Genomic DNA, 18,328 nt, shown 5'->3' on the forward strand with positions numbered 1-18,328 from the left:
TCAGGAGAAACCCCGTGGTGCTCTCACTTCTGTTCAAGCCCAAGGAACTCATCACCGTCATCCGCCTCATGCGCGAGGCGAAGCGGCTGGGCGTCGAGATCGACGAACTCCCGACCGACGTGGTCGCCTCCTTCGTCCTGCCGAAGACCCACCCGGAGCGCTACGGCCTCGTCCCCGACGCCGAGGTGACGACCACCTCGCCGTTGGAGGACCTGGCCCTCGCCGCCGTGAAGGACGACGTCCGAGCCGGCAACTGGGAGAACGCCGCCGACCTCGTCACCGCGACGCACGGCGACTGGGACCGCCGCCAGCGCGTGGTCTCGGCCCTGGCCGGCCTCGCCGCCAAGGACGACGCCTGGATGGACGCGTGGCAGTCCGCCCGCCCAGGCGACCCGCACTGGATCGTCGTGCACGCGATGTCGCTGGTCGCCCTCGCCTGGGACATCCGCGGCAGCGCCACCTCGTCCCAGACCACCCGCGAGCAGTTCGAGGGCTTCCACCGCGTCCTGTTCGAGGCCCGCGAGGCCGCCGCCGTCGCCGCCGCCGTGGTGCCGGACGACCCGACGCCGTGGAACACGATGCTCACGCTCGCCCGCGGCCTGCAGGTGGACCACGACGAGTTCCGCGCGATCTGGGCGGAACTGGTGGCGCGCGATCCCCTGCACCACAACGGACATGCGCAGGCACTGCAGTACTGGTGCCGCAAGTGGCACGGGTCGGACGAGCTGGCCCTGGCGTTCGCGGTCGAGGCGGCCTCGAAGTCGCCCAAGCTGCTCGGGTTGCCGCTGCAGGCTGCTTATGAGGCCGAGGGCACCTCCCCTGACGTGTGGACTTCGCCTGAGGTGGTGTCGGCGTTGGACGCTTTGCTGGCTCGGCTGGCGGATGAGGGTGCTGACACTTATGCGCTCCGGAATGATCGTGGGTATGCGATCTACGCTTTGCTTGAGCTGCAACGGTTCGAGGAAGCTGTGGGGCAGTTCCGGGCTTTGGGGGCGTTGGCGGATGCGGGGCCTTGGGACTACTTCGCGGAGCCTCGGTTGAAGTTCTTGGGGATGCGGGGGATCGCGGTCAAGGCTGTGGCCAAGGGCAAGGGGGTCAAGGCTCCGGTTCGGTAGGCGGCGGCCTTTCGGTTCGGTTGGTGTGGGGGTCGGTCAGCCCGCTTGGTGCGGTGTGGTTGCTGGGGGTGGGGGAAGTCGCGGGTTGTGGCCTGGGTTGCGGCTGCGGCGGGTTGCGGGGTTGCGGACTGCGTGCTGCGGCGGGATTGCGGACTGCTGCCCGGGTTGCGGGTTGCGGGTTGCGGGTTGCGGCGGGGTTGCGGACTGCGGCGGGGTTGCGGACCGCGGCGGGGTTGCGGACCGCGGGCTGTGCCGGGATTGCTGGGGTGAAGGCCGAGGCAGGGTTGCCGGGGCGGCCGCGAGCCTGGGTTGGACGGCACAGCCGGTGCGGAGTCGGGTGACTGCCCTGGGTTCCGCGGCAGCGTTGGAATCCGAGGCCGCACGAGGCCCGGCTGCGGCACCGGGTTCAGGTGTCGCGCGTTGAGGTGGTGTGCCGGCCCGGCGGTTGTCAGTGCAGGCGACGCTGTGCCGCGCGCTGAAGTGATGTGCCGGGCCGGCGGGTGTCAGTACAGGCGACGCTGTGCCGCGCGCTGAGGTGGCGTGCCGGGCCGGCCGTTGTCAGTGCGGGCGACGCTGTGCCGCGCGCTGAGGCGGTGTGCCGGGCCAGCGGCTTTGAGTGCGGGCGACGCTGTCGCTTGGTGGGTGGTCGGTCAGCCGATCGGTAGTGGGGTTCGGGCTTGTGGGACGGATGGCGGGCGGCGGTCCATCACGGCCAGCTCCAGTTGGCGGGCCGGGGAGTCGCCCAGGAGTTTGCGGGCCAGGGTGGTGCCCTTGCGCGGGGCCATGGCCAGTTCGGCTCTGAGGGCCTGGATGCCCACGTAGTGCGACACCTCGTCGAGGATGGCCTTGGTGTCCGGGATCGAGCGGGTTCGGCGGATCGCGTCCACCGCCGCTCTTTCCAGCGGGGCCACGTGGAAGCCTCTGCGCAGGGCTGGTTTGGGGAGGCGGTCCGTTCGTTCCAGGCGCAGGACTGCGTGGCCCCAGGCTTGGGAGTTGCGCGGGGTGAGGACGTGGATGGCGTCCGCTGTGGGCAGGACCGATCTCATGCCGTGCAGGTAGAGGGCGTCGAAGGCGGTGAGCATCGCGCCCTCGCCCGCGTAGAGGAGGGCGGCCTGCACCAGCTGCTCTCGGGACGGGCCCGCTCTGGACAGCAGGAAGATGCTCGGGAAGAGGCGCTGCCAGGGGCCGCCTGGGCGAGCGCGCTGGTCGATCAGGGACGGGGACAGTCCTATGTGGAGCAGGGCTGCCACTGGGGCCACTCGGTGGAGGAAGAGGGTGCCCAGGGCTTCCAGGTCGATGGGGTGGCGCATGGGTTCATGGTGCGCCCGGTGGGGGTGGGGGGATCCGGGTGAGCGGGAAGTTGTGGACAACTTCCGGGTTGTGGACAGGTTGCGATCACTCGGGCTTCGGATCGAAGTCCGCTGTCCTTTCGGGACTGTCGCGCAGCAGTGAGGCGGGGCGGACGGCCAACGAGCCGAAGCGGGAACGGGCCTGGTCGGCGGCTTGTTCGGCTTCGCGCCAGCCTCGTTCCGGGGCGTCGAAGATCAGTTGTTGGGCGGAGTCGGCGTTGTCAAGACCCTCTATTCGGACGCCGATCAGGCGGACGGCGCCGGGTGGGGTCTGGGTGTCGAGGAGTTCGGCGGCGACTCGGTAGACCTCCTGGGTCACGTCGGTCGCCACCGGCAGGGTGCGGGAGCGGGTGATCGTCGTGAAGTCGGAGAAGCGGACTTTGATCGACACCGTCCGGCCGTGCAGACCCTTGGCGCGCAACGAACCCGCCGAGCGTTCCGAGAGGCGGAGCAGTTCCCGGCGCAGCAGGGAGCGGTCGGTCACGTCGACCTCGAAGGTCTCCTCGGCGCCGATCGACTTCTCCCGTGACACCGGCACGACCGCGCGGTCGTCCACGCCGGCGGCCAGGGCGTACAGGTGTTCCGCCAGAGCCACGCCGATCTTGCGGCGCAGGCGCGGGAGAGGCATCGCGGCCACGTCGGCGACGGTCTCCAGACCCAGTTCCTCCAGGCGTGCGGCGGTTTTCGCGCCCACGCCCCACAACGCCGAGACGGGCAACGGGTGCAGGAACTCGAGAGACGCGGAGGCAGGCACGACCATCATGCCGTCGGGCTTGCACATGCCCGAGGCGAGCTTCGCGAGGAACTTCGTCGACGCGACACCCACGGAACAGGACACGCCGTGGTCGGCGAACACGCGGGACCTGATCAGCTCGCCCACGCCGCCCGGTGTCAGACCGAGCCGGCGCAGCGCACCACCCACGTCGAGGAAGGCCTCGTCCAGCGAAAGGGGCTCCACCAGCGGCGTGATGTCACGGAAGATCGCCATGACCCCGCGCGAGACCTCCTGGTAGAGATCGAACTGGGGAGGCAGGTACACCGCATGAGGCGCCAGCCGGCGAGCATGCGCCGTGGGCATCGCGGAACGCACACCGTATTCACGCGCGAGGTAGTTGGCAGAGCACACGACGCCACGCCCACTGACGCCGCCGACCACGACCGGCACGGACTCGAGTTCAGGGCGTTCGCGGATTTCCACCGACGCGTAGAAGGCGTCCATGTCGACGTGCAGCATCCGGCAGCCCGTGTCGTCAGGCCAGGCGCCATCGCGCGCACGGAACCGGTCAACCAGGCCGCGTGGCAGGTTCGCACTGCGACCCATGAACACCCCTCTCGAACGTCCGTTCGAAGCAAATCCTACAGTTTGTACACACGTGCCGCGTTCTCCGACGCAACGAGCCGTGCGATCCGATGCGCGTCCTCCTCCACGAACGCGTCCCGTCGCAACCCATCAGCCAAGAAGTCCGACAACGCCTGCCTGAACAGCAGCGCGCCGAGGTAGTACAACTCGGGCAAAGCGAAGGCGTCAGAGGAGAACAAGAACTTCCCGTAAGGCACGATCTCCAGCGCCTCGGCGAACACCCGCGACGCCTGATGCCCCAGCCCGTGGGTGGCCAGCCCGAGATCGCAGAACACGTGCGGGAACACCTGCGCGAGATACCCGGCCTGCCGGTGGAACGGGTAGTTGTGCAACAGCAGCACCGGCACACCCAGCCCGGCGGTGGCCCGCAGGAACGGCGTCAGCAACGACGGATCGCACCGGTGCAGGTCGATGTCCGAGTCGCCGTAGCCGACGTGGAACTGCAACGGCAGTCCGGCGTCCAACGCCTCCCACGCCAGCCAGGTGATCACCACCGGATCCTCCAGCCGCCTCGACGACCAGGCTGCGACCGCCCGCTCCACGTCCGCGTCCGCAGGCCGCACGCCCGGAAGCCCCAGCCCGATCCGATAGGCCGCAACGGACTTCGCCCCCAGGGCCGAGGTGGAGGCGAGCCGCGACCGGACCGCATCCAGGAACTCCGACGGCGCGACCTCCCGCAACGACTCCGCCAGCACCTCCAGCCGCACGATCTCGTGCGCGACACCTCCGCCCAGCCCGGCCAGCTCAGCCGCCGACAACAGCCGATCAGGCTGGAACCCGCCGTCCACCAGGAACGTGTGGATCCCGGACGCCATCAGGAACGTCCGCGACACCTCGGCGATGTGCAGCGAGTTCCGCCGTTCGAGGTACTCGTCGGCGGACGCGTGCCGAGGCAGGTCCAGCAGCGGCGCACACCACCGCCGCACCGCGAACCCCACGGCGGAGTCGAAGAACGACCCGCCCAGCGGAGAGACCTCGTCGGCCTCCAGCAACAGCGACTCGAACTCCGGACGGGTGCTGTCGGTGCGCAGCACCCCGTGGCAGTGGTGATCCACCAGCCCGAGTTCGGCGACGAACGGCAAGATGCCCATAACCTTAGGATCGTGGACTCTGCGGAACGGGACCAGCGGTTCGAGCGGGCGACGGAGCTCTTCGACGGGCTCAACGCGCGGGACGTGAGCGTCGTGGCGCTCACCTGGGTCGACAACAGCGGCATCACCCGCACCAAGTCCGTCCCCCTGCGCAGACTGGCCCACGCCGCGGCGCAGGGCGTCGGCGCGTCACCGGTGTTCGACGTCTTCCTGTTCGACGACTGGATCATCCAGGGCCGGTTCGCCGGCGGTCCGGTCGGCGACCTGCGCCTGCACCCCGACCTCGAGCGCGTCACCGTGCTCGCGGGCCAGCCGGGCTGGGCCTGGGCTCCGGCCGACCGCCACTACCAGAGCGGCGTCCCCTACCCGATGGACCAGCGCCTGCAGGCCCGCAAGGCCGTCCAGAACCTCGCGGCCGCAGGCCTCACCGCCCAGGCCGGCTTCGAGATCGAGTGGTGCGTCGGCAAGACCGGCACCGAGGACTGGGTCCCGGCGACCAGCGGCTCCGCGTACGGCCACGCCCGTCAGGTCGAGCTGTCCGACTACTGCGTCGACCTCCTCAACGCCCTGGACCAGCAGAACGTCGAGGTCCTCCAGTTCCACCCCGAGTACGCCGCCGGCCAGTTCGAGGTCTCCACCGCACCAGAAGATCCGCTCTCGGCAGCGGACACCGCCGTGCTCGTCAAGGAGACGATCCGTGCCGTCACGATCCGGCACGGCATGCGCCCGTCGTTCTCCCCCAAGGTCGTGAACGGCGGCGTCGGCAACGGCGGCCACCTGCACCTCAGTCTCTGGCGAGACGGAACGAACCTCTTCGACGGCTTCCAGGACGAGGCGAAGCGGTTCAGCGCTGGCGTCCTCACCCACCTCCGCGCGATGTGCGCGATCGGCTGTCCCTCTCTCGCGAGCTACCTCAGGCTCGTGCCGAACACGTGGGCGGCACCGTTCGTGGCGTGGGGAGAGGAGAACCGCGAAACGGCGCTGCGCCTCATCAAGGACAACCTCGAGATCAAGTGCTTCGACCTGACCGCGAACCCGTACCTCGTCGTCGCGGGCGTGATCGCGGCCGGCCTGGACGGCATCAGGACCGAGACCGAGCTACCCGAGGGCCTCAACGTCGACCCGGCGCTGCTCAGCGACGTCCAGCGCCTGCCCACCTCACTCAGGGAGGCCGTCGACGAGTTCGAGAAGGACGCCGTGCTGACCGAGGCGTTCGGCAAGGAGCTGGCCGGCACGATCGCCGACGTGCGGCGCGGCGAGATGGAGCGGTACAAGGACGCGAGTCCGCAGGGCATCGCCAACGTCACTCGCTGGCGGCACTGAGCTCCTTGCGCAGCCGCGAGAGCGCCCGGTGCTGGGCCACCCGCACCGCACCGGGCGTCGATCCGACCGCCTCGGCCGTCTCCTCCGCCGACAACCCCACCATCACGCGCAACACGACGATCTCGCGCTGCTTCTCGGGCAGCACGCGCAGCAGCGTCGCCATCTGGTTCGAGAGCTCCCCCTGCATCGCCCGCTGCTCGGGCCCCGCGGCGGTGTCCATCGACTCCGGCAAATCGGGCACGGCCTCGGCCTTGTTGCGCGAGAAGCTGCGGAACGAGTCCGCCACCTTGTGCGCCGCGATCCCGTAGACGAACGCCAGGAACGGACGCCCCTGGTCGCGGTACGACGGCAACGAGGTCAGCACCGCCAGGCACACGTCCTGCGCAACATCGTCCGCCGACGCGAACGATCCGACGCGCGCACGGCAGTACCTCACGATCAACGGCCGGATGGTGCCCAGCAGCCGTTCGATGGCGGCGCGATCACCGGCGACAGCGCGCGCGACGTGCTCGTCCGCGCTCTGCGGGCGGCTCGAGTAGTAGGAGGGCGCCGGAGGGTCGACAGGCTCCTTGTCGCCACCGGCGGTCCGCTCGACCAACGCGTCCAGGGTCCCCCTCGACGCGGAAACCGGCCCACCGACGGATGAGCCCTGTACGGCTTCCGCGGGCACCTTGCGGTGCAGGCCGGGTGTGAACTCCACGCAGATCACCGTTCCTCTTCTGGACGCCGGCGCACCGCGAGACGCGCCCGCCGGATCCGTCCTTCGACCGCGCGCGGGGTGAGTCGCATCAACTCACCGATCTCCGCATGCGAATAGCCCTGGTCATGAAGGAAGAGCAACCGCTTGCCGTCCTCGCTCAGCGTCGCGAACGCAGCGTTCGCCGCCGCCTGCTCGATGACCGCGTCCTCGGGCGTCGCCTCGGTCACGACGTGTTCGAGCGAGGCGACGCTTTCCACCAGCCGGACGTCCTGCCAGCCGTGCGCACGCGTCTGCCAGCGCCGGTACACGTTCGGGAACGCGAGCACGCACGCGTTGACGAAGTACTCGTCCAACGGCAGTCCGTGCTCCACAGACCACTCCCGGCCGAGCAGACCCCGGTCCCGGAAGTAGACGAACCCCTCGTACACCGCGTCGCTCGCCAACTCCTCGGCCTCCTGCGGCGGGATGTCCTGCCTGTGCAGGTACCGGCCCTGCTGCCCGCAGCGCGAGAACATGGCACCGGACCGCACCAGCTTCGTAACGATCGTGAGTCCGTGCCCGAGAAGCTGACGGTGGAACTGGTCCCAGCGTGGCCCGGTAAGCCCTGACTCACGGAAGTGCTGCACCAGCACTCCGTCGACGCGCAGCCGCTCGGCGGCAAACGCTGAGTCCGAACTTCCCATGCCCCTTGGTCCCTATGTCGGCGTCTTCCTGCCCTCTAGGTATGTCGTTTGGGTGCGTTCTCCCCACGCACTCGCCACGACTCGTAACAAACGCAAACGAATGTCACCCGATCGGGACAGCCAATGACGCGATTTCCTTGCGAAGACGACCGAGCGCGCGGTGCTGAGCAACACGCACCGCACCCGGTGTGGACCCCACGGCGTCCGCGGTCTCCTCCGCGGACAGACCCACCACGACGCGCAGCACGAGGATCTCGCGCTGCTTGTCCGGCAGGACGTGCAGCAGCCGCCCCAGCGTGCCGTTCAACTCGTCCTGGAGGACGAACTCCTCCGGCCCGACCCCCCGCACTTCCTGATCCGGCACCTCGGCGACCGGCTCCGCACGGTTACGAGCCAGGGCCCGGTGCGCGTCGGCGACTTTGTGCGCGGCGATGCCGTAGACGAACGCGAGGAACGGCCTTCCTTGCTCCCGATAGTTCGGGAGAGCCGTCAGCACGGCCAGGCAGACCTCCTGCGCGACGTCGTCCGCAGTTGTCGCGGAACGCCCCACACGCGCGCGACAGTACTTCACCACCAGCGGTCGCAGGTAGCGAAGTAGCTGGTCAGTGGCCCTGCGCTCGCCCCGCACGGCCAGACTGACCAGTTCTGCGGATAACGCTGAACTCTCCATCCGAAGCGTCCCCTCGTTGACGTCCCGTGGAGGAGACGTGCGACGCGTCACTCCTTATGCGGAAAGTAGGGAGAAACTTCAAACGTCACCCGTTTGCAGCAACGAGTAGCGGTTGGTAATAGGCGTGGAGCGACCACTCCACGTAACCGAAACCGGCGCGTTCCACCAATGCGGTGATTTCATGACGAGTAATCGCCCAATACCGTGTCTTGCCCACGACAACGCGCCACGAGTCGTTTTCGTGCAGCCGGAACATCTCCAGTTCGTACTGATCGCCGTCCCAATGCCAGAGCTGGAACCACACGACACGACCCGGCCCCACGGACGGAGGGGTCGACAACGGCCGTTCGGCGCGGATCGCGTCGTAGTCGCGCGTCGAGAGCACGAGCCGGCCACCGGGTCGCAGCACCCGCCGCATCTCCCGCAACGCCACCAGCACGTCCTGGGCGGTCAGCAGGTGCGGCAGCGCGTTGTCCGCGGCCAGTACGACGTCGAACGAGGCATCGGCGAACGGCAGCGAACGCATGTCCGCGGCGAACGCGGGCACAGTGACGCCACGCGCAGAGGCCTCCGCAACGGCCCGAGAAGCCGCCTTGGGGCTCAGATCGGTACCGACGACCTCATAGCCGCGCAGAGCCAGACCGATCGCCTGCGTGCCGATGCCACACGCACAGTCGAGAACGCGCGCGCCCGCCGGGATGAACTCCGCGAGCTGCGACGCCTGCCGGGCCATCGACGCGTCCCAGTCCGGGAACATGAGGTCGTACGTCCCGGACAGGTCGTCGTAGAAGGCACCGGTCAAATCAGCTCCTCGACCCCCACGGACGTGCGCAGCTTGGCCAGCGCACGGTGCTGAGCCACCCGCACGGCACCGGGCGTCGACCCGATCGCCTCGGCCGTCTCCTCCGCCGTCAGGCCGACCACCACGCGCAGCAGCAGGATCTCGCGCTGCTTGTCCGGCAGCACCCGCAGCAACTGCCCCAGCCGCACCGAGAGCGAGCCGAGCAGCGCGTTCTCCTCGGGGTCGACCGTCGTCGACGGACCGTCCGGAACCTCGGCGACGGGCTCGGACCGGTTGCGCGCCGAGACCCGGTGCGCGTCCGCGACCTTGTGCGCGGCGATGCCGTAGACGAACGCCAGGAAGGGTCTTCCCTGCTCACGGTAGGTGGGCAGCGCTGTGAGCACCGCCAGGCAGACCTCCTGCGCCACGTCGTCAGCCGACGCGTACGCCCTTTCGTTGCGACCGACGCGCGCACGGCAGTACCGCGCCACGAGTGGTCGCACGGAGGCCAGCAGCCGTTCGACGGCTTGCCGGTCACCCGCCACGGCCTCGTTGACCAATGAGGCCAGCAGGTCGGAACTCTCCATCGCGTTGGTTCCCTACGTCGGCAGCGGAGCCATTATCTTTCGCCGCCGCGTCGTTTGGGACCACTCATCAGGGTCATAAATCTCCCCGATGTACAGCGTTTCAGCCGGTTCGGCGGGCGAGCACGTGCAGCCGGGCTGCGACGTCTCGGAGCGGGGAACGCGTTGCGGCGGCCAGTTCCAGCTCGGCGAGTGCGTCGGCGGCACCCGGATTCGCGTCCAGCACCACACCGGGCACGAGATCTGAAACTACACCGTGACCTTGCAGGATCTCGACTGACAGACCTGCGTCCAGCACGAGTTTCTCGAGCCCGGCCACGTCGAACCGGCGCTGCAGCGGGTCACGGGTGCCCGCGAGCTGCCCCGCGTCGTCGTCCAGCAACCGCCGCGCGTCCACGATCCGGCCGGCGATCGCGCGGTGCAGGATCGCCGCGAAACGGTTCGCGACCAGCACCGACACCGCACCACCGGGTGCGACCGCGGCGGCCAGCGAGGCGAGTGCGGCCGGTGCGTCGTCGACGACCTCCAGCACGCCGTGCGCCAGCACCAGATCGGCCTCACCAGCGGGAACACCCAGCGAGTCCGTGTCGCCCTGGACCGCGTTGATCGTCACACCGGCTTCGCGCGCACGGGTGTGCAACGTGGCGAGTGCGTTCGGTGAGGGCTCCACGACCGTGACCACGCATCCTGCCGCGGCCAGGGGCACGGCCCAGACACCGCTGCCACCGCCGACGTCGAGCACGCGGGGCTGTTCTCCACCCCTGCGCTCGCGTGCGGCGGACAATTCCGCGTCGAGCAGCCTCTGTACGGCGTCCGGTCGCATGGCCAACAGACTAGGAGACCCTAGAGTAGGTCTGTGCATACGGTGTCCGTGCTCAGCCTCAAGGGAGGCGTCGGCAAGACGACGGTGGTGCTCGGCCTGGCCTCTGCCGCCCTCCGCCGTGGTGTCCGCACTCTGGTGATCGATCTCGATCCGCAGTGCAACGCCACGTCGACGCTGGAGCCCGAGGAGTCCAAGGCGACCATCTACGACGTCCTGCAAGACCCGTCCGAGGAGAACGTCGAGCAGGCGATCCGCCCGAGCAGGTGGGGCGATGGCATCGACGTGCTGTCCGGCTCCGAGGACGCCGAGCTGCTCAACCACCCGGATCCGAACGAGTCCCGGCTGCACCGCCTGAAAGACGCCCTGCGCACGTTGCGGGACATGTACGACGAGTTCCCCTACCAGCTCGTCCTGCTCGACTGCCCGCCGTCGCTGGGCCAGCTGACCCGCTCGGCGCTGGTGGCGGCCGACCGCGCGCTGCTGGTCACCGAACCGACGATGTTCGCGGTGGCGGGCGTGCAGCGGGCGTTCGAGGCGGTGCAGAACGAGCGGGAGAGCAACAACGCCGATCTGCAGCCGCTGGGTGTCGTCGTGAACCGCGTGCGGCCGCGCTCGCACGAACACCAGTTCCGCATCGAGGAGCTGCGCGACATCTTCGGGCCGTTGGTCATGCCGGTGGCGTTGCCGGACCGTCTGGCCGTGCAGCAGGCACAGGGCGCGTGCATGCCCATCCACGAGTGGGGTACTCCAGGAGCGCGTGAAGTGGCGCTGGCGTTCAACCTCCTGCTGGCGCGCATCCAGCGCATCTCGCGGAGCCGGCGCCGGGCCGTGCACCACGACTTCGACGACGACGAGATCCAGGAAGCGGTGGATGCCTGAAGGGGACACGGTCTTCCTGGCCGGTCATCGCATGCACGACGCGCTGGCCGGGAAGACGCTGCGACGCGGCGAACTGCGTCATCCCCGGCTGGCCGCACTGGACCTGACCGGCCTGGACGTGCTCGGTGTGCGGACGTACGGCAAGCACATGTTCACCCACTTCTCCGACGGCAACAGCCTGCGCAGCCACTTCCGCATGGACGGCTCGTGGCACCTGTACCGGCCCGGTGAGAAGTGGCGCCGTCCCGCGCACCAGGCCCGTGCGGTGTTCGAGGTGGACGATCGGCAGGCCATCGGATTCGCGTTGCACGACCTGGAGTTCGTGCCCACCTCCGAAGAAGATCGACTCATCTCGCACCTCGGACCTGATCTTCTGGCGGCCGAGTTCGACACCGCTGAGGCCGTTCGGCGGTTGACCGCCGACCCTTCCCGGCCGGTCGGTCTCGCATTGTTGGACCAGCGCGTGATGGCCGGTGTCGGCAATCTCTACCGCGCGGAAGTTTGTTTCCTGTTGCGGGTTCTGCCGACGGCCCCGGTGTCCGCCGTGGACCCCTCACGTGCGGTCGCGTTGTCGCGGAAACTCTTGCAGGCCAACCAGTGGCGGCCGGAACAGAGCACCACCGGCGACCTGCGCGTGCAGCACTACGTTTTCGAGCGGACCGGCAAACCCTGTTTGCGCTGTCGCACAAGGGTCCGATCGGACGAGATCGACGGCAGATTTGTGTACTTCTGCCCAAAATGCCAAAAGGTTGAACCGAAGCGCTCTCCCGGCCGTGTCCCCCATTATGGCGGTCAATCTGGATGCGTTGCGTCCCGGCTACACCGACGACCCGTACGCGGTGCTGAAGAGCCTGCGCGACGCGGGCCCGGTGCACCGGGTTGAGACCTTCGGCGTGCCCATGTGGCTCGTGACCCGCTATCCCGACGTGCGCGCCGCGTTGGACAACCCGCTGCTGTCCTCGCACGGCTCCGCGCTCACCGAACCCCTGCGCGGCCATCCGCACTTCGCGTCGTGGTGGTTCGGCGACCTGTCCGAGCACATGATGAACAGCGACGAACCCGATCACACCCGCCTGCGCCGCGCGGTGTCGAGCCAGCTCACGCCCCGCCGCATCGCCGCGCTGCGCCCCCGGATCGAGCAGGTCGCGGCACGGCTCGCCGACGACTTCGCCGACTCCGGCGGCTGCGACCTCATCGCGGACTTCGCGGCGCCGCTGCCGATCACCGTGATCATGGAACTGCTCGGCGTCCCCGCCGTCGACCAGGAGAACTTCCGCTACTGGGCCGACGTGGTCACCGGACTGGCCGACGGTGACGCGGCCTCGGCCCGTGAGGAGACATCCGGGTACCTGCGTGACCTGGTGACGCACAAGCGCACGTCCGGTGACGACGACCTGATCGGCGGCCTGGCCCGCGCGACGGGTGAGGCCGCGCTGTCCGACAGCGAACTGGCGTCGCTGGCGTTCCTCCTGCTCGTGGCCGGCTACACGACGGCCGTCGACCTCGTGGGCAACGGCGCGCTGGCGCTGCTGCGCCACCCCGAGCAACTCGAACTGCTGCAACGCTCGTCGTCACTGCTGCCCGGCGCCATCGAGGAGTTCCTGCGGTTCGACGGCCCGACCTCGCACCTGCTGCGGTTCGCCACACGGCCGTTGACGATCGGCGGTGTGCAGATCCCGGCGGGCGACGTCGTGCTGCTGTCGCTCGCCTCGGCCGAGCACGACGGCAACCGGTACCCGCGGGCCGACCAGCTCAACATCGAGCGGGCGGACCGCCAGCACCTCGCGTTCGGGCACGGCATCCACTTCTGCCTGGGCGCGCCGCTGGCCCGGCTGGAGGGCGAGGTGGCGTTCCGGACGCTGCTGGAACGGTGCGCCGGGCTGGCGCTGGACACGTCGCAGCCGTTGGGGTGGCGGGTCTCGCTGGGCAGCCGCGGGTTGCGGACGTTGCCGGTGACGTTCCGGACCAAGCCCCGGATGCCGCTGGACGAGCAAGCCACCATCAAGGTGCCCAAGCCCATGTGACGACGGCTACCCTGAGCTGGCGTTATAGGGTGAGCACGTGGTGTACAAGCAGGTGGTTCGCAGGGCGTTGTTCGGGATGCACGGCGGCGACGCGGAGCGGGTCCACGAGACCACGCTCGACGTCATGGCCCGGTTGAGCCCGCTGGCGAGGTTCGCCCGCAACCAGAACAACCCGCGCACGGTGTTCGGTGTCCGCTTCCCGAACCCGGTCGGTCTCGCGGCGGGTCTCGACAAGGACGGGCGCGCGCTGCCCGCGTGGGGCGCGCTGGGGTTCGGGTTCGTCGAGGTCGGCACCGTCACGTGGCACGCGCAGCCGGGCAACCCGAAGCCGCGGCTGTTCCGCCTGCGCGAGGACGAGGCGATCATCAACCGGATGGGCTTCAACAACGCGGGTGCGCAAGCGCTTGCCGCGAAGCTCGACCGGACGTCGCTGCGAGCGCCCCTCGGCATCAGCCTCGGCAAGTCCAAGATCACGCCGGTCGAGGACGCCGTGCAGGACTACCTGAACTCGCTGAAGGCCCTCCAGGACCACGGCGACTACTACGCGATCAACGTGAGCTCGCCGAACACCCCCGGCCTGCGCAGCCTGCAGGACAAGGGCGCGCTGACCGAGCTCGTCGCGACGCTGACCGCGGCCACGGACAAGCCGATGCTGGTCAAGATCGCCCCGGACCTGACCGAGGACGCCATCGCCGAGGTCATCCAGGTGTGCGTGGACAACGGCATCAAGGGCCTCATCGCCACGAACACCACCCTCGGCCGTGAGGGCCTCACGAGCGCTCACAAGGGCGAGACCGGCGGCCTCAGCGGCAGGCCGCTCACCCAGCGCGCGAACGACGTGGTCCGGTTCATCACGAAGAACAGCGACCTGCCGGTCATCGGTGTCGGCGGCATCGCGACCGCGGACGACGCCAAGCGCATGATCGACGCCGGCGCGAGCCTCGTGCAGATCTACACCGGGTTCATCTACGAGGGTCCCGGGCTCGTGTCGAGGATCAACCGCGCCCTGAGGTGAGCGGTCAGCCGTTGTGGCGAGCGGCCCGGAGCCAGCGCATCACGGGGTGCAGGATCACGACGAGCAGCGATCCCCACACCATGCCGCCCATCTCCAGGTCGCCGATCTCGATGGTCAGGTCGCCGACGCCGGCCACCAGTGCCGCGCCGCCGACCATCGCGTTCGCCGGGTTCGCCAGGTCGACGCCGCGGTCCATCCAGATCCGGACGCCGACCAGCACGATCAGGCCGTAGAGGACCAGCGTGCAGCCGCCGAGCACGCCCGGCGGGATGGTGCCGAACAGCGCGATGGCCTTCGGGGAGAACGCGAGCAGTGTGGCGAACACACCGGCGAAGGCGAACGCCGCCGTCGTGTAGACGCGGGTCACGGCCATCACGCCGATGTTCTCGGAGTACGTCGTCGTGCCGGCACCGCCACCAAGGCCCGACAAGGCGGTCGACAGGCCGTTCGCGATGATCGCGTCGCCGGCGCTGCCGTCGAGGTTGCGGCCGGTCAGCGCCGCGACCGCCTTCACGTGCCCGACGACCTCGGCCACCAGCACGATCACGACGGGCAGCATCAGCAGCACGACCGACGGCCGCAGTTCGGGCTGGTAGAGCTTGGGCAGGCCGACCCACGCGGCGTCGCGCAGCGCGGCGATCCGCTCGGACGACACGGCGCCGAACGCCAGGCCGCCCATCCAGATCGCCACGAAGCCGATCAGGATCGAGAACCGGAACACCAGGCCGCGGCCCAGCACGCCGGCCAGCAGGATCACCAGGGTCGTCAGGCCGGCGACCAGGGGTTGCTCGCCGAAGTTCGAGGTGGCCTGATGCGAGAGGTTCAGGCCGATGATGATCACGACGGCACCGGTGACGACCGGCGGCATGACCGACTCCAGCAGGCGCACGCCGAGCGCCTTGACCGCGATGCCGACGACGATCACCAGCAGGCCCGCGGCGACGACCCCGCCGAGCTGGGCCGCGATGCCCTGCTCGCGCGCGGCCACCAGCGGGGCCACGAAGGCGAAGGAGGAGCCGAGGTAACTCGGCACGCGGTTCTTGGTGATGACGAGGAAGAGCAGCGTGCCCAGGCCGGAGAACAGCAGCGTGGTGGCGACGGGCAGGCCGGTGGCGGTGGGAACGATCACCGTCGCGCCGAACATCGCGACGAGGTGCTGCACTCCGAAACCGATGGTGAGCGGCCAGCTCACCCGTTCCTGGGGTGCGACGGTTTCACTGTCGGTGATCCGACCGTCCCCGTGCACGGTCCACAACGCCAATGCACTGCCTCCCGGCAATTCAGCCGGACTTCCCGCAGACCGGCCCCGGAATCCTGCCACGCCATGTAGCGGCTACGGCTAGATAACAGTCCGATAATCACACGATTGCAGCAAGGATCTCCAGAGAGACTCGCCGAATAGCCGCACGCAACTACGGAGAGTTACTTTCAGTACGCTGAATAGCCTGAGACATCACGCATCGCGGACGCCAGGCCGGCCATGTGGTCGGTGGCGTCGTCCAGCACCTCGCCCGGGTTCTGGAACTGCGTGCTCGCCGCCAGGGCCTTGCCCGCCTCGGCCACCAGCGCACAGTAGCGGTCCACGCCGTCCGCCAGCTGGATCCGGAGCACCCTCACGGCCTCGACCAGTGACGCGCGCTCCAGGTGCGGTGCGGTGTCGCGGGCGCGTTCCACGGCCTGCAGCTGTGCCGACACCGCGCGGATGGCCGTGGAGGCCTCCTGGGCGGTCTGACGGGCGTGCTGGACGGACTCGGTCGGCATCGACGTGAGCGCGGGCGAGTCGAGCTGCACGAGCAGCTGCGTCATCGCGTCCTCGGCGCCGTGGAGCTTCTCCATCGGAACGCGCGCGGACGAGATGTGCGTGGGCAACGGCGGCCGGGGCGGCGGTGGTGGCGACAAGGCCAGCCGCTGCCGAGCGGCTCCCAGTTCCTTCAGCTTGAACCCGCTGCGCACGGCGAGGACGGCGGGCACCGCCGCGCCGACCGCGCCGGTGACGGCGGCCCACGTGCCGAGCACCCCGGTGAAGCCCAGCACCGCAAGGGTGCCGAGCATCGTGATGACGATCAGCCAGAACGTCAGCACGGCATTGGTGCGCTTGCGCTTGCGCTCGAGCTTCGCGAGCGGGTCGTTCCACTTCTGGATGCGGTAGCGCGCCTGCTCGGCCAGCGGGTGGCCCTGGAGCGACGCACCCAACTCGTTGACGACCTTGCGGACGATCTCGTTGTTGGGACGGTTTCTCCAGGGCTCCATGATCACCTGCTGACTCCTCCTGCTCCCCCTGCCTCAGAACCTCAGTTCTGGGCGGGAGGAACCTGCTGCTGCGTGGTCTTCTGCTCTGACTGGACGCGCTGCGCGATCTCGGCCTGGATCTGCGCGGCCGCGCTGTTGCCCGCGGTGACCTGCTGCGGGGTGTTCGCCTGACCGCCGTGCATCGAGGCGCGGATCTGCTCCAGGCGCGACGAGCCGGCGAGCTGGGTGGTCGAGGCCTGGACCTCCATCATCCGGCCCTGAACCGAGTTCTGGGCGAGCTCGGCGGACCCGAGGGCGGTCGAGTAGCGCTTCTCGATCTTGTCGCGAACCTCTTCCAGCGACGGCACGTTGCCCGGCGCGGCGAGTTCGCTCATCTGGTTCAGCGATGCGGAGACCTGCTCCTGCATCTTGGCCTGCTCGAGCTGGCTGAGGAGCTTGGTGCGCTCGGCCAGCTTCTGCTGCAGCATCATCGCGTTGCGCTCGACCGCCTGCTTGGCCTGTGCGGCGGCCTGCAGCGACTGGTCGTGCAGCGTCTTGAGGTCCTCGATGCCCTGCTCGGCGGTGACGAGCTGGGTCGCGAAACTCTGCGCGGCGTTCTCGAACTGGGTCGCCTTCGCCTCGTCGCCCTTCGCGCGCGCCTCGTCAGCGAGCACGAGCGCCTGACGCGCGGAGGCCTGCAGCTTCTCCACGTCGCCCAGCTGGCGGTTCAGCTTCATCTCCAGCTGGCGCTGGTTGCCGATGACGGCCGCAGCCTGCTGCGAGAGGGCCTGATGCTGCCGCTGCGCCTCCTCGATGGCCTGCTGGATCTGCACCTTCGGGTCAGCGTGCTCGTCGATCTTCGACGAGAACGACGCCATCAGGTACTTCCAGAACTTCACGAACGGACTGGCCATCTCCTACGCCTGCCTTCTCGGTGCCGGTGTTGGATCCATCGTCTCAATTGTGCGTCGGCGTATCCACCGACACGGGGAGATATCCGGGAACACCCTGACCCACCCCGGGACTTAGGAGTACACGCCTGACGACGTGCCAATCCTGCCCGCACCCGCGTCCGGAGACGCGGTGACCCAGCGTGCCGATGCCAAGCCGTTGCCTGCCGTCCCGCGCGCTGCCGTCGTTGTCAGTTGAACGTTCGAACACGCAAACTTGTTGCAGACCGTCACGTGGCGGGGGCCACAGCTGGGTGGTGTTCACCCGAATGCAGGCGGCCCCGCACGCCAGAGGGCATGCGGGGCCGGGATGACATGGGATCAAGCCGCAACAACGGCCTTCGGGGTCTCGCCGATCTTGCTCGTGAGCCTGTGACTGAGCATGGGCTGCAGGCGCAGGTCGGACAGGTCGTCCGAGAGCGTGGACGGCAGCACTCGGCCACCTTCCAGCTTCCCGCGGTCCGAACGTCCGTTCGGGACGGTGTCGGGCACCGTGTCCGGCGTCTGCTGGACGGCGCCGATGTCGGAGGCGACGTGGTGCAGCAACTCGGACAGCGGCAGCTCCAAAGCGTCACAAATGGCCGCGAGGAGCTCGCTGGACGCCTCTTTGCGGCCGCGCTCCACCTCGGACAGGTACCCCAGGCTCACGCGGGCGGTCCGAGAGACCTCGCGCAGCGTGCGGCGTTGGTTGGTGCGGGCATGGCGAAGTCGATCACCGATCGCCTCGCGTAGCAGCACGGTCATCGCGCGCC

The 18,328-nt window shown here is 69.0% G+C and carries 18 protein-coding genes and 1 pseudogene; 6 read left to right on the forward strand and 13 right to left on the reverse strand.

Annotation, left to right across the window (positions count from 1 at the left end; all coding sequences use genetic code 11):
* Window positions 1-14 precede the first annotated feature (14 nt).
* On the forward strand, window positions 15-1,115 hold the full coding sequence (locus tag PV646_RS01915) for a hypothetical protein (protein WP_500339709.1): 1,101 nt from the start codon (window positions 15-17) through the stop codon (window positions 1,113-1,115).
* Between the two features lie 650 nt (window positions 1,116-1,765).
* Here the strand turns inward: PV646_RS01915 and PV646_RS01920 are convergent.
* The 3 genes from PV646_RS01920 to PV646_RS01930 form a co-directional block, all read right to left on the reverse strand.
* Window positions 1,766-2,425, reverse strand: a complete 660-nt coding sequence (locus tag PV646_RS01920) for a hypothetical protein (protein ID WP_500339710.1) — start codon at window positions 2,423-2,425, stop codon at window positions 1,766-1,768.
* A gap of 85 nt (window positions 2,426-2,510) precedes the next feature.
* Window positions 2,511-3,785: a DNA polymerase IV gene (locus tag PV646_RS01925; protein ID WP_500339711.1), complete on the reverse strand. Its 1,275-nt coding sequence runs from the start codon at window positions 3,783-3,785 to the stop codon at window positions 2,511-2,513.
* Between the two features lie 35 nt (window positions 3,786-3,820).
* Window positions 3,821-4,915, reverse strand: coding sequence for an amidohydrolase family protein (locus PV646_RS01930; RefSeq protein ID WP_500339712.1), 1,095 nt, complete (start codon window positions 4,913-4,915; stop codon window positions 3,821-3,823).
* A 12-nt stretch (window positions 4,916-4,927) separates the two neighbouring features.
* On the opposite strand from PV646_RS01930, the gene PV646_RS01935 reads away from it, so the two are divergent.
* Window positions 4,928-6,238, forward strand: coding sequence for a type I glutamate--ammonia ligase (locus tag PV646_RS01935; protein ID WP_500339713.1), 1,311 nt, complete (start codon window positions 4,928-4,930; stop codon window positions 6,236-6,238).
* Here PV646_RS01935 and PV646_RS01940 read toward each other — a convergent pair.
* The 6 genes from PV646_RS01940 to PV646_RS01965 form a co-directional block, all read right to left on the reverse strand.
* On the reverse strand, window positions 6,219-6,938 hold the full coding sequence (locus PV646_RS01940; protein ID WP_500339714.1) for a sigma-70 family RNA polymerase sigma factor: 720 nt from the start codon (window positions 6,936-6,938) through the stop codon (window positions 6,219-6,221). The two genes, PV646_RS01935 and PV646_RS01940, sit on opposite strands and share 20 nt — an antisense overlap.
* Before the next feature lie 5 nt (window positions 6,939-6,943).
* Entirely contained in the window at window positions 6,944-7,621 is a 678-nt protein-coding gene (locus PV646_RS01945) for a sigma factor-like helix-turn-helix DNA-binding protein (RefSeq protein ID WP_500339715.1), read from the reverse strand.
* Between the two features lie 103 nt (window positions 7,622-7,724).
* The gene (locus tag PV646_RS01950) at window positions 7,725-8,291 is read right to left on the reverse strand and encodes a sigma-70 family RNA polymerase sigma factor (RefSeq protein ID WP_500339716.1); all 567 of its coding nucleotides are present in this window, start codon (window positions 8,289-8,291) and stop codon (window positions 7,725-7,727) included.
* An 85-nt stretch (window positions 8,292-8,376) separates the two neighbouring features.
* Window positions 8,377-9,048 carry a class I SAM-dependent methyltransferase gene (locus PV646_RS01955; protein WP_500342226.1) on the reverse strand — a complete coding sequence of 224 codons (672 nt, stop codon included), beginning with the start codon at window positions 9,046-9,048 and terminating at the stop codon, window positions 8,377-8,379.
* A gap of 41 nt (window positions 9,049-9,089) precedes the next feature.
* Window positions 9,090-9,659 carry a sigma-70 family RNA polymerase sigma factor gene (locus PV646_RS01960; RefSeq protein ID WP_500339717.1) on the reverse strand — a complete coding sequence of 190 codons (570 nt, stop codon included), beginning with the start codon at window positions 9,657-9,659 and terminating at the stop codon, window positions 9,090-9,092.
* Window positions 9,660-9,759: 100 nt separating this feature from the next.
* Entirely contained in the window at window positions 9,760-10,479 is a 720-nt protein-coding gene (locus tag PV646_RS01965) for a class I SAM-dependent methyltransferase (RefSeq protein WP_500339718.1), read from the reverse strand.
* Window positions 10,480-10,512: 33 nt separating this feature from the next.
* On the opposite strand from PV646_RS01965, the gene PV646_RS01970 reads away from it, so the two are divergent.
* The 4 genes from PV646_RS01970 to PV646_RS01985 are packed head-to-tail and all read left to right on the forward strand — an operon-like array spanning window position 10,513 to window position 14,397.
* On the forward strand, window positions 10,513-11,358 hold the full coding sequence (locus PV646_RS01970; protein ID WP_189153631.1) for a ParA family protein: 846 nt from the start codon (window positions 10,513-10,515) through the stop codon (window positions 11,356-11,358).
* 31 nt (window positions 11,359-11,389) lie between these two features.
* Window positions 11,390-12,241: a DNA-formamidopyrimidine glycosylase family protein gene (locus PV646_RS01975; RefSeq protein ID WP_500339719.1), complete on the forward strand. Its 852-nt coding sequence runs from the start codon at window positions 11,390-11,392 to the stop codon at window positions 12,239-12,241.
* Complete coding sequence (locus PV646_RS01980) at window positions 12,144-13,382, forward strand: cytochrome P450 family protein (protein WP_500339720.1); 1,239 nt, start codon at window positions 12,144-12,146, stop codon at window positions 13,380-13,382. Before PV646_RS01975 ends, PV646_RS01980 begins: the two co-directional genes overlap by 98 nt.
* Window positions 13,383-13,419: 37 nt before the next feature.
* Window positions 13,420-14,397, forward strand: coding sequence for a quinone-dependent dihydroorotate dehydrogenase (locus PV646_RS01985; RefSeq protein WP_500339721.1), 978 nt, complete (start codon window positions 13,420-13,422; stop codon window positions 14,395-14,397).
* Between the two features lie 4 nt (window positions 14,398-14,401).
* Here PV646_RS01985 and PV646_RS01990 read toward each other — a convergent pair whose 3' ends face one another.
* From PV646_RS01990 to PV646_RS02005, 4 genes and pseudogenes are all read right to left on the reverse strand, one after another.
* Complete coding sequence (locus PV646_RS01990; RefSeq protein WP_500339722.1) at window positions 14,402-15,589, reverse strand: uracil-xanthine permease family protein; 1,188 nt, start codon at window positions 15,587-15,589, stop codon at window positions 14,402-14,404.
* Between the two features lie 236 nt (window positions 15,590-15,825).
* On the reverse strand, window positions 15,826-16,647 hold the full coding sequence (gene pspM / locus PV646_RS01995; RefSeq protein ID WP_500339723.1) for a phage shock envelope stress response protein PspM: 822 nt from the start codon (window positions 16,645-16,647) through the stop codon (window positions 15,826-15,828).
* A 125-nt stretch (window positions 16,648-16,772) separates the two neighbouring features.
* A pseudogene (locus tag PV646_RS02000) lies at window positions 16,773-17,540 on the reverse strand (PspA/IM30 family protein); the annotation flags it as partial.
* 357 nt (window positions 17,541-17,897) lie between these two features.
* The gene (locus PV646_RS02005; protein ID WP_360048063.1) at window positions 17,898-18,320 is read right to left on the reverse strand and encodes a helix-turn-helix domain-containing protein; all 423 of its coding nucleotides are present in this window, start codon (window positions 18,318-18,320) and stop codon (window positions 17,898-17,900) included.
* Window positions 18,321-18,328: the final 8 nt, after the last annotated feature.

It is taken from the genome of Streptomyces sp. ID05-26A, from assembly GCF_033794685.1.
Classification (GTDB): Bacteria; Actinomycetota; Actinomycetes; order Mycobacteriales; family Pseudonocardiaceae; genus Lentzea.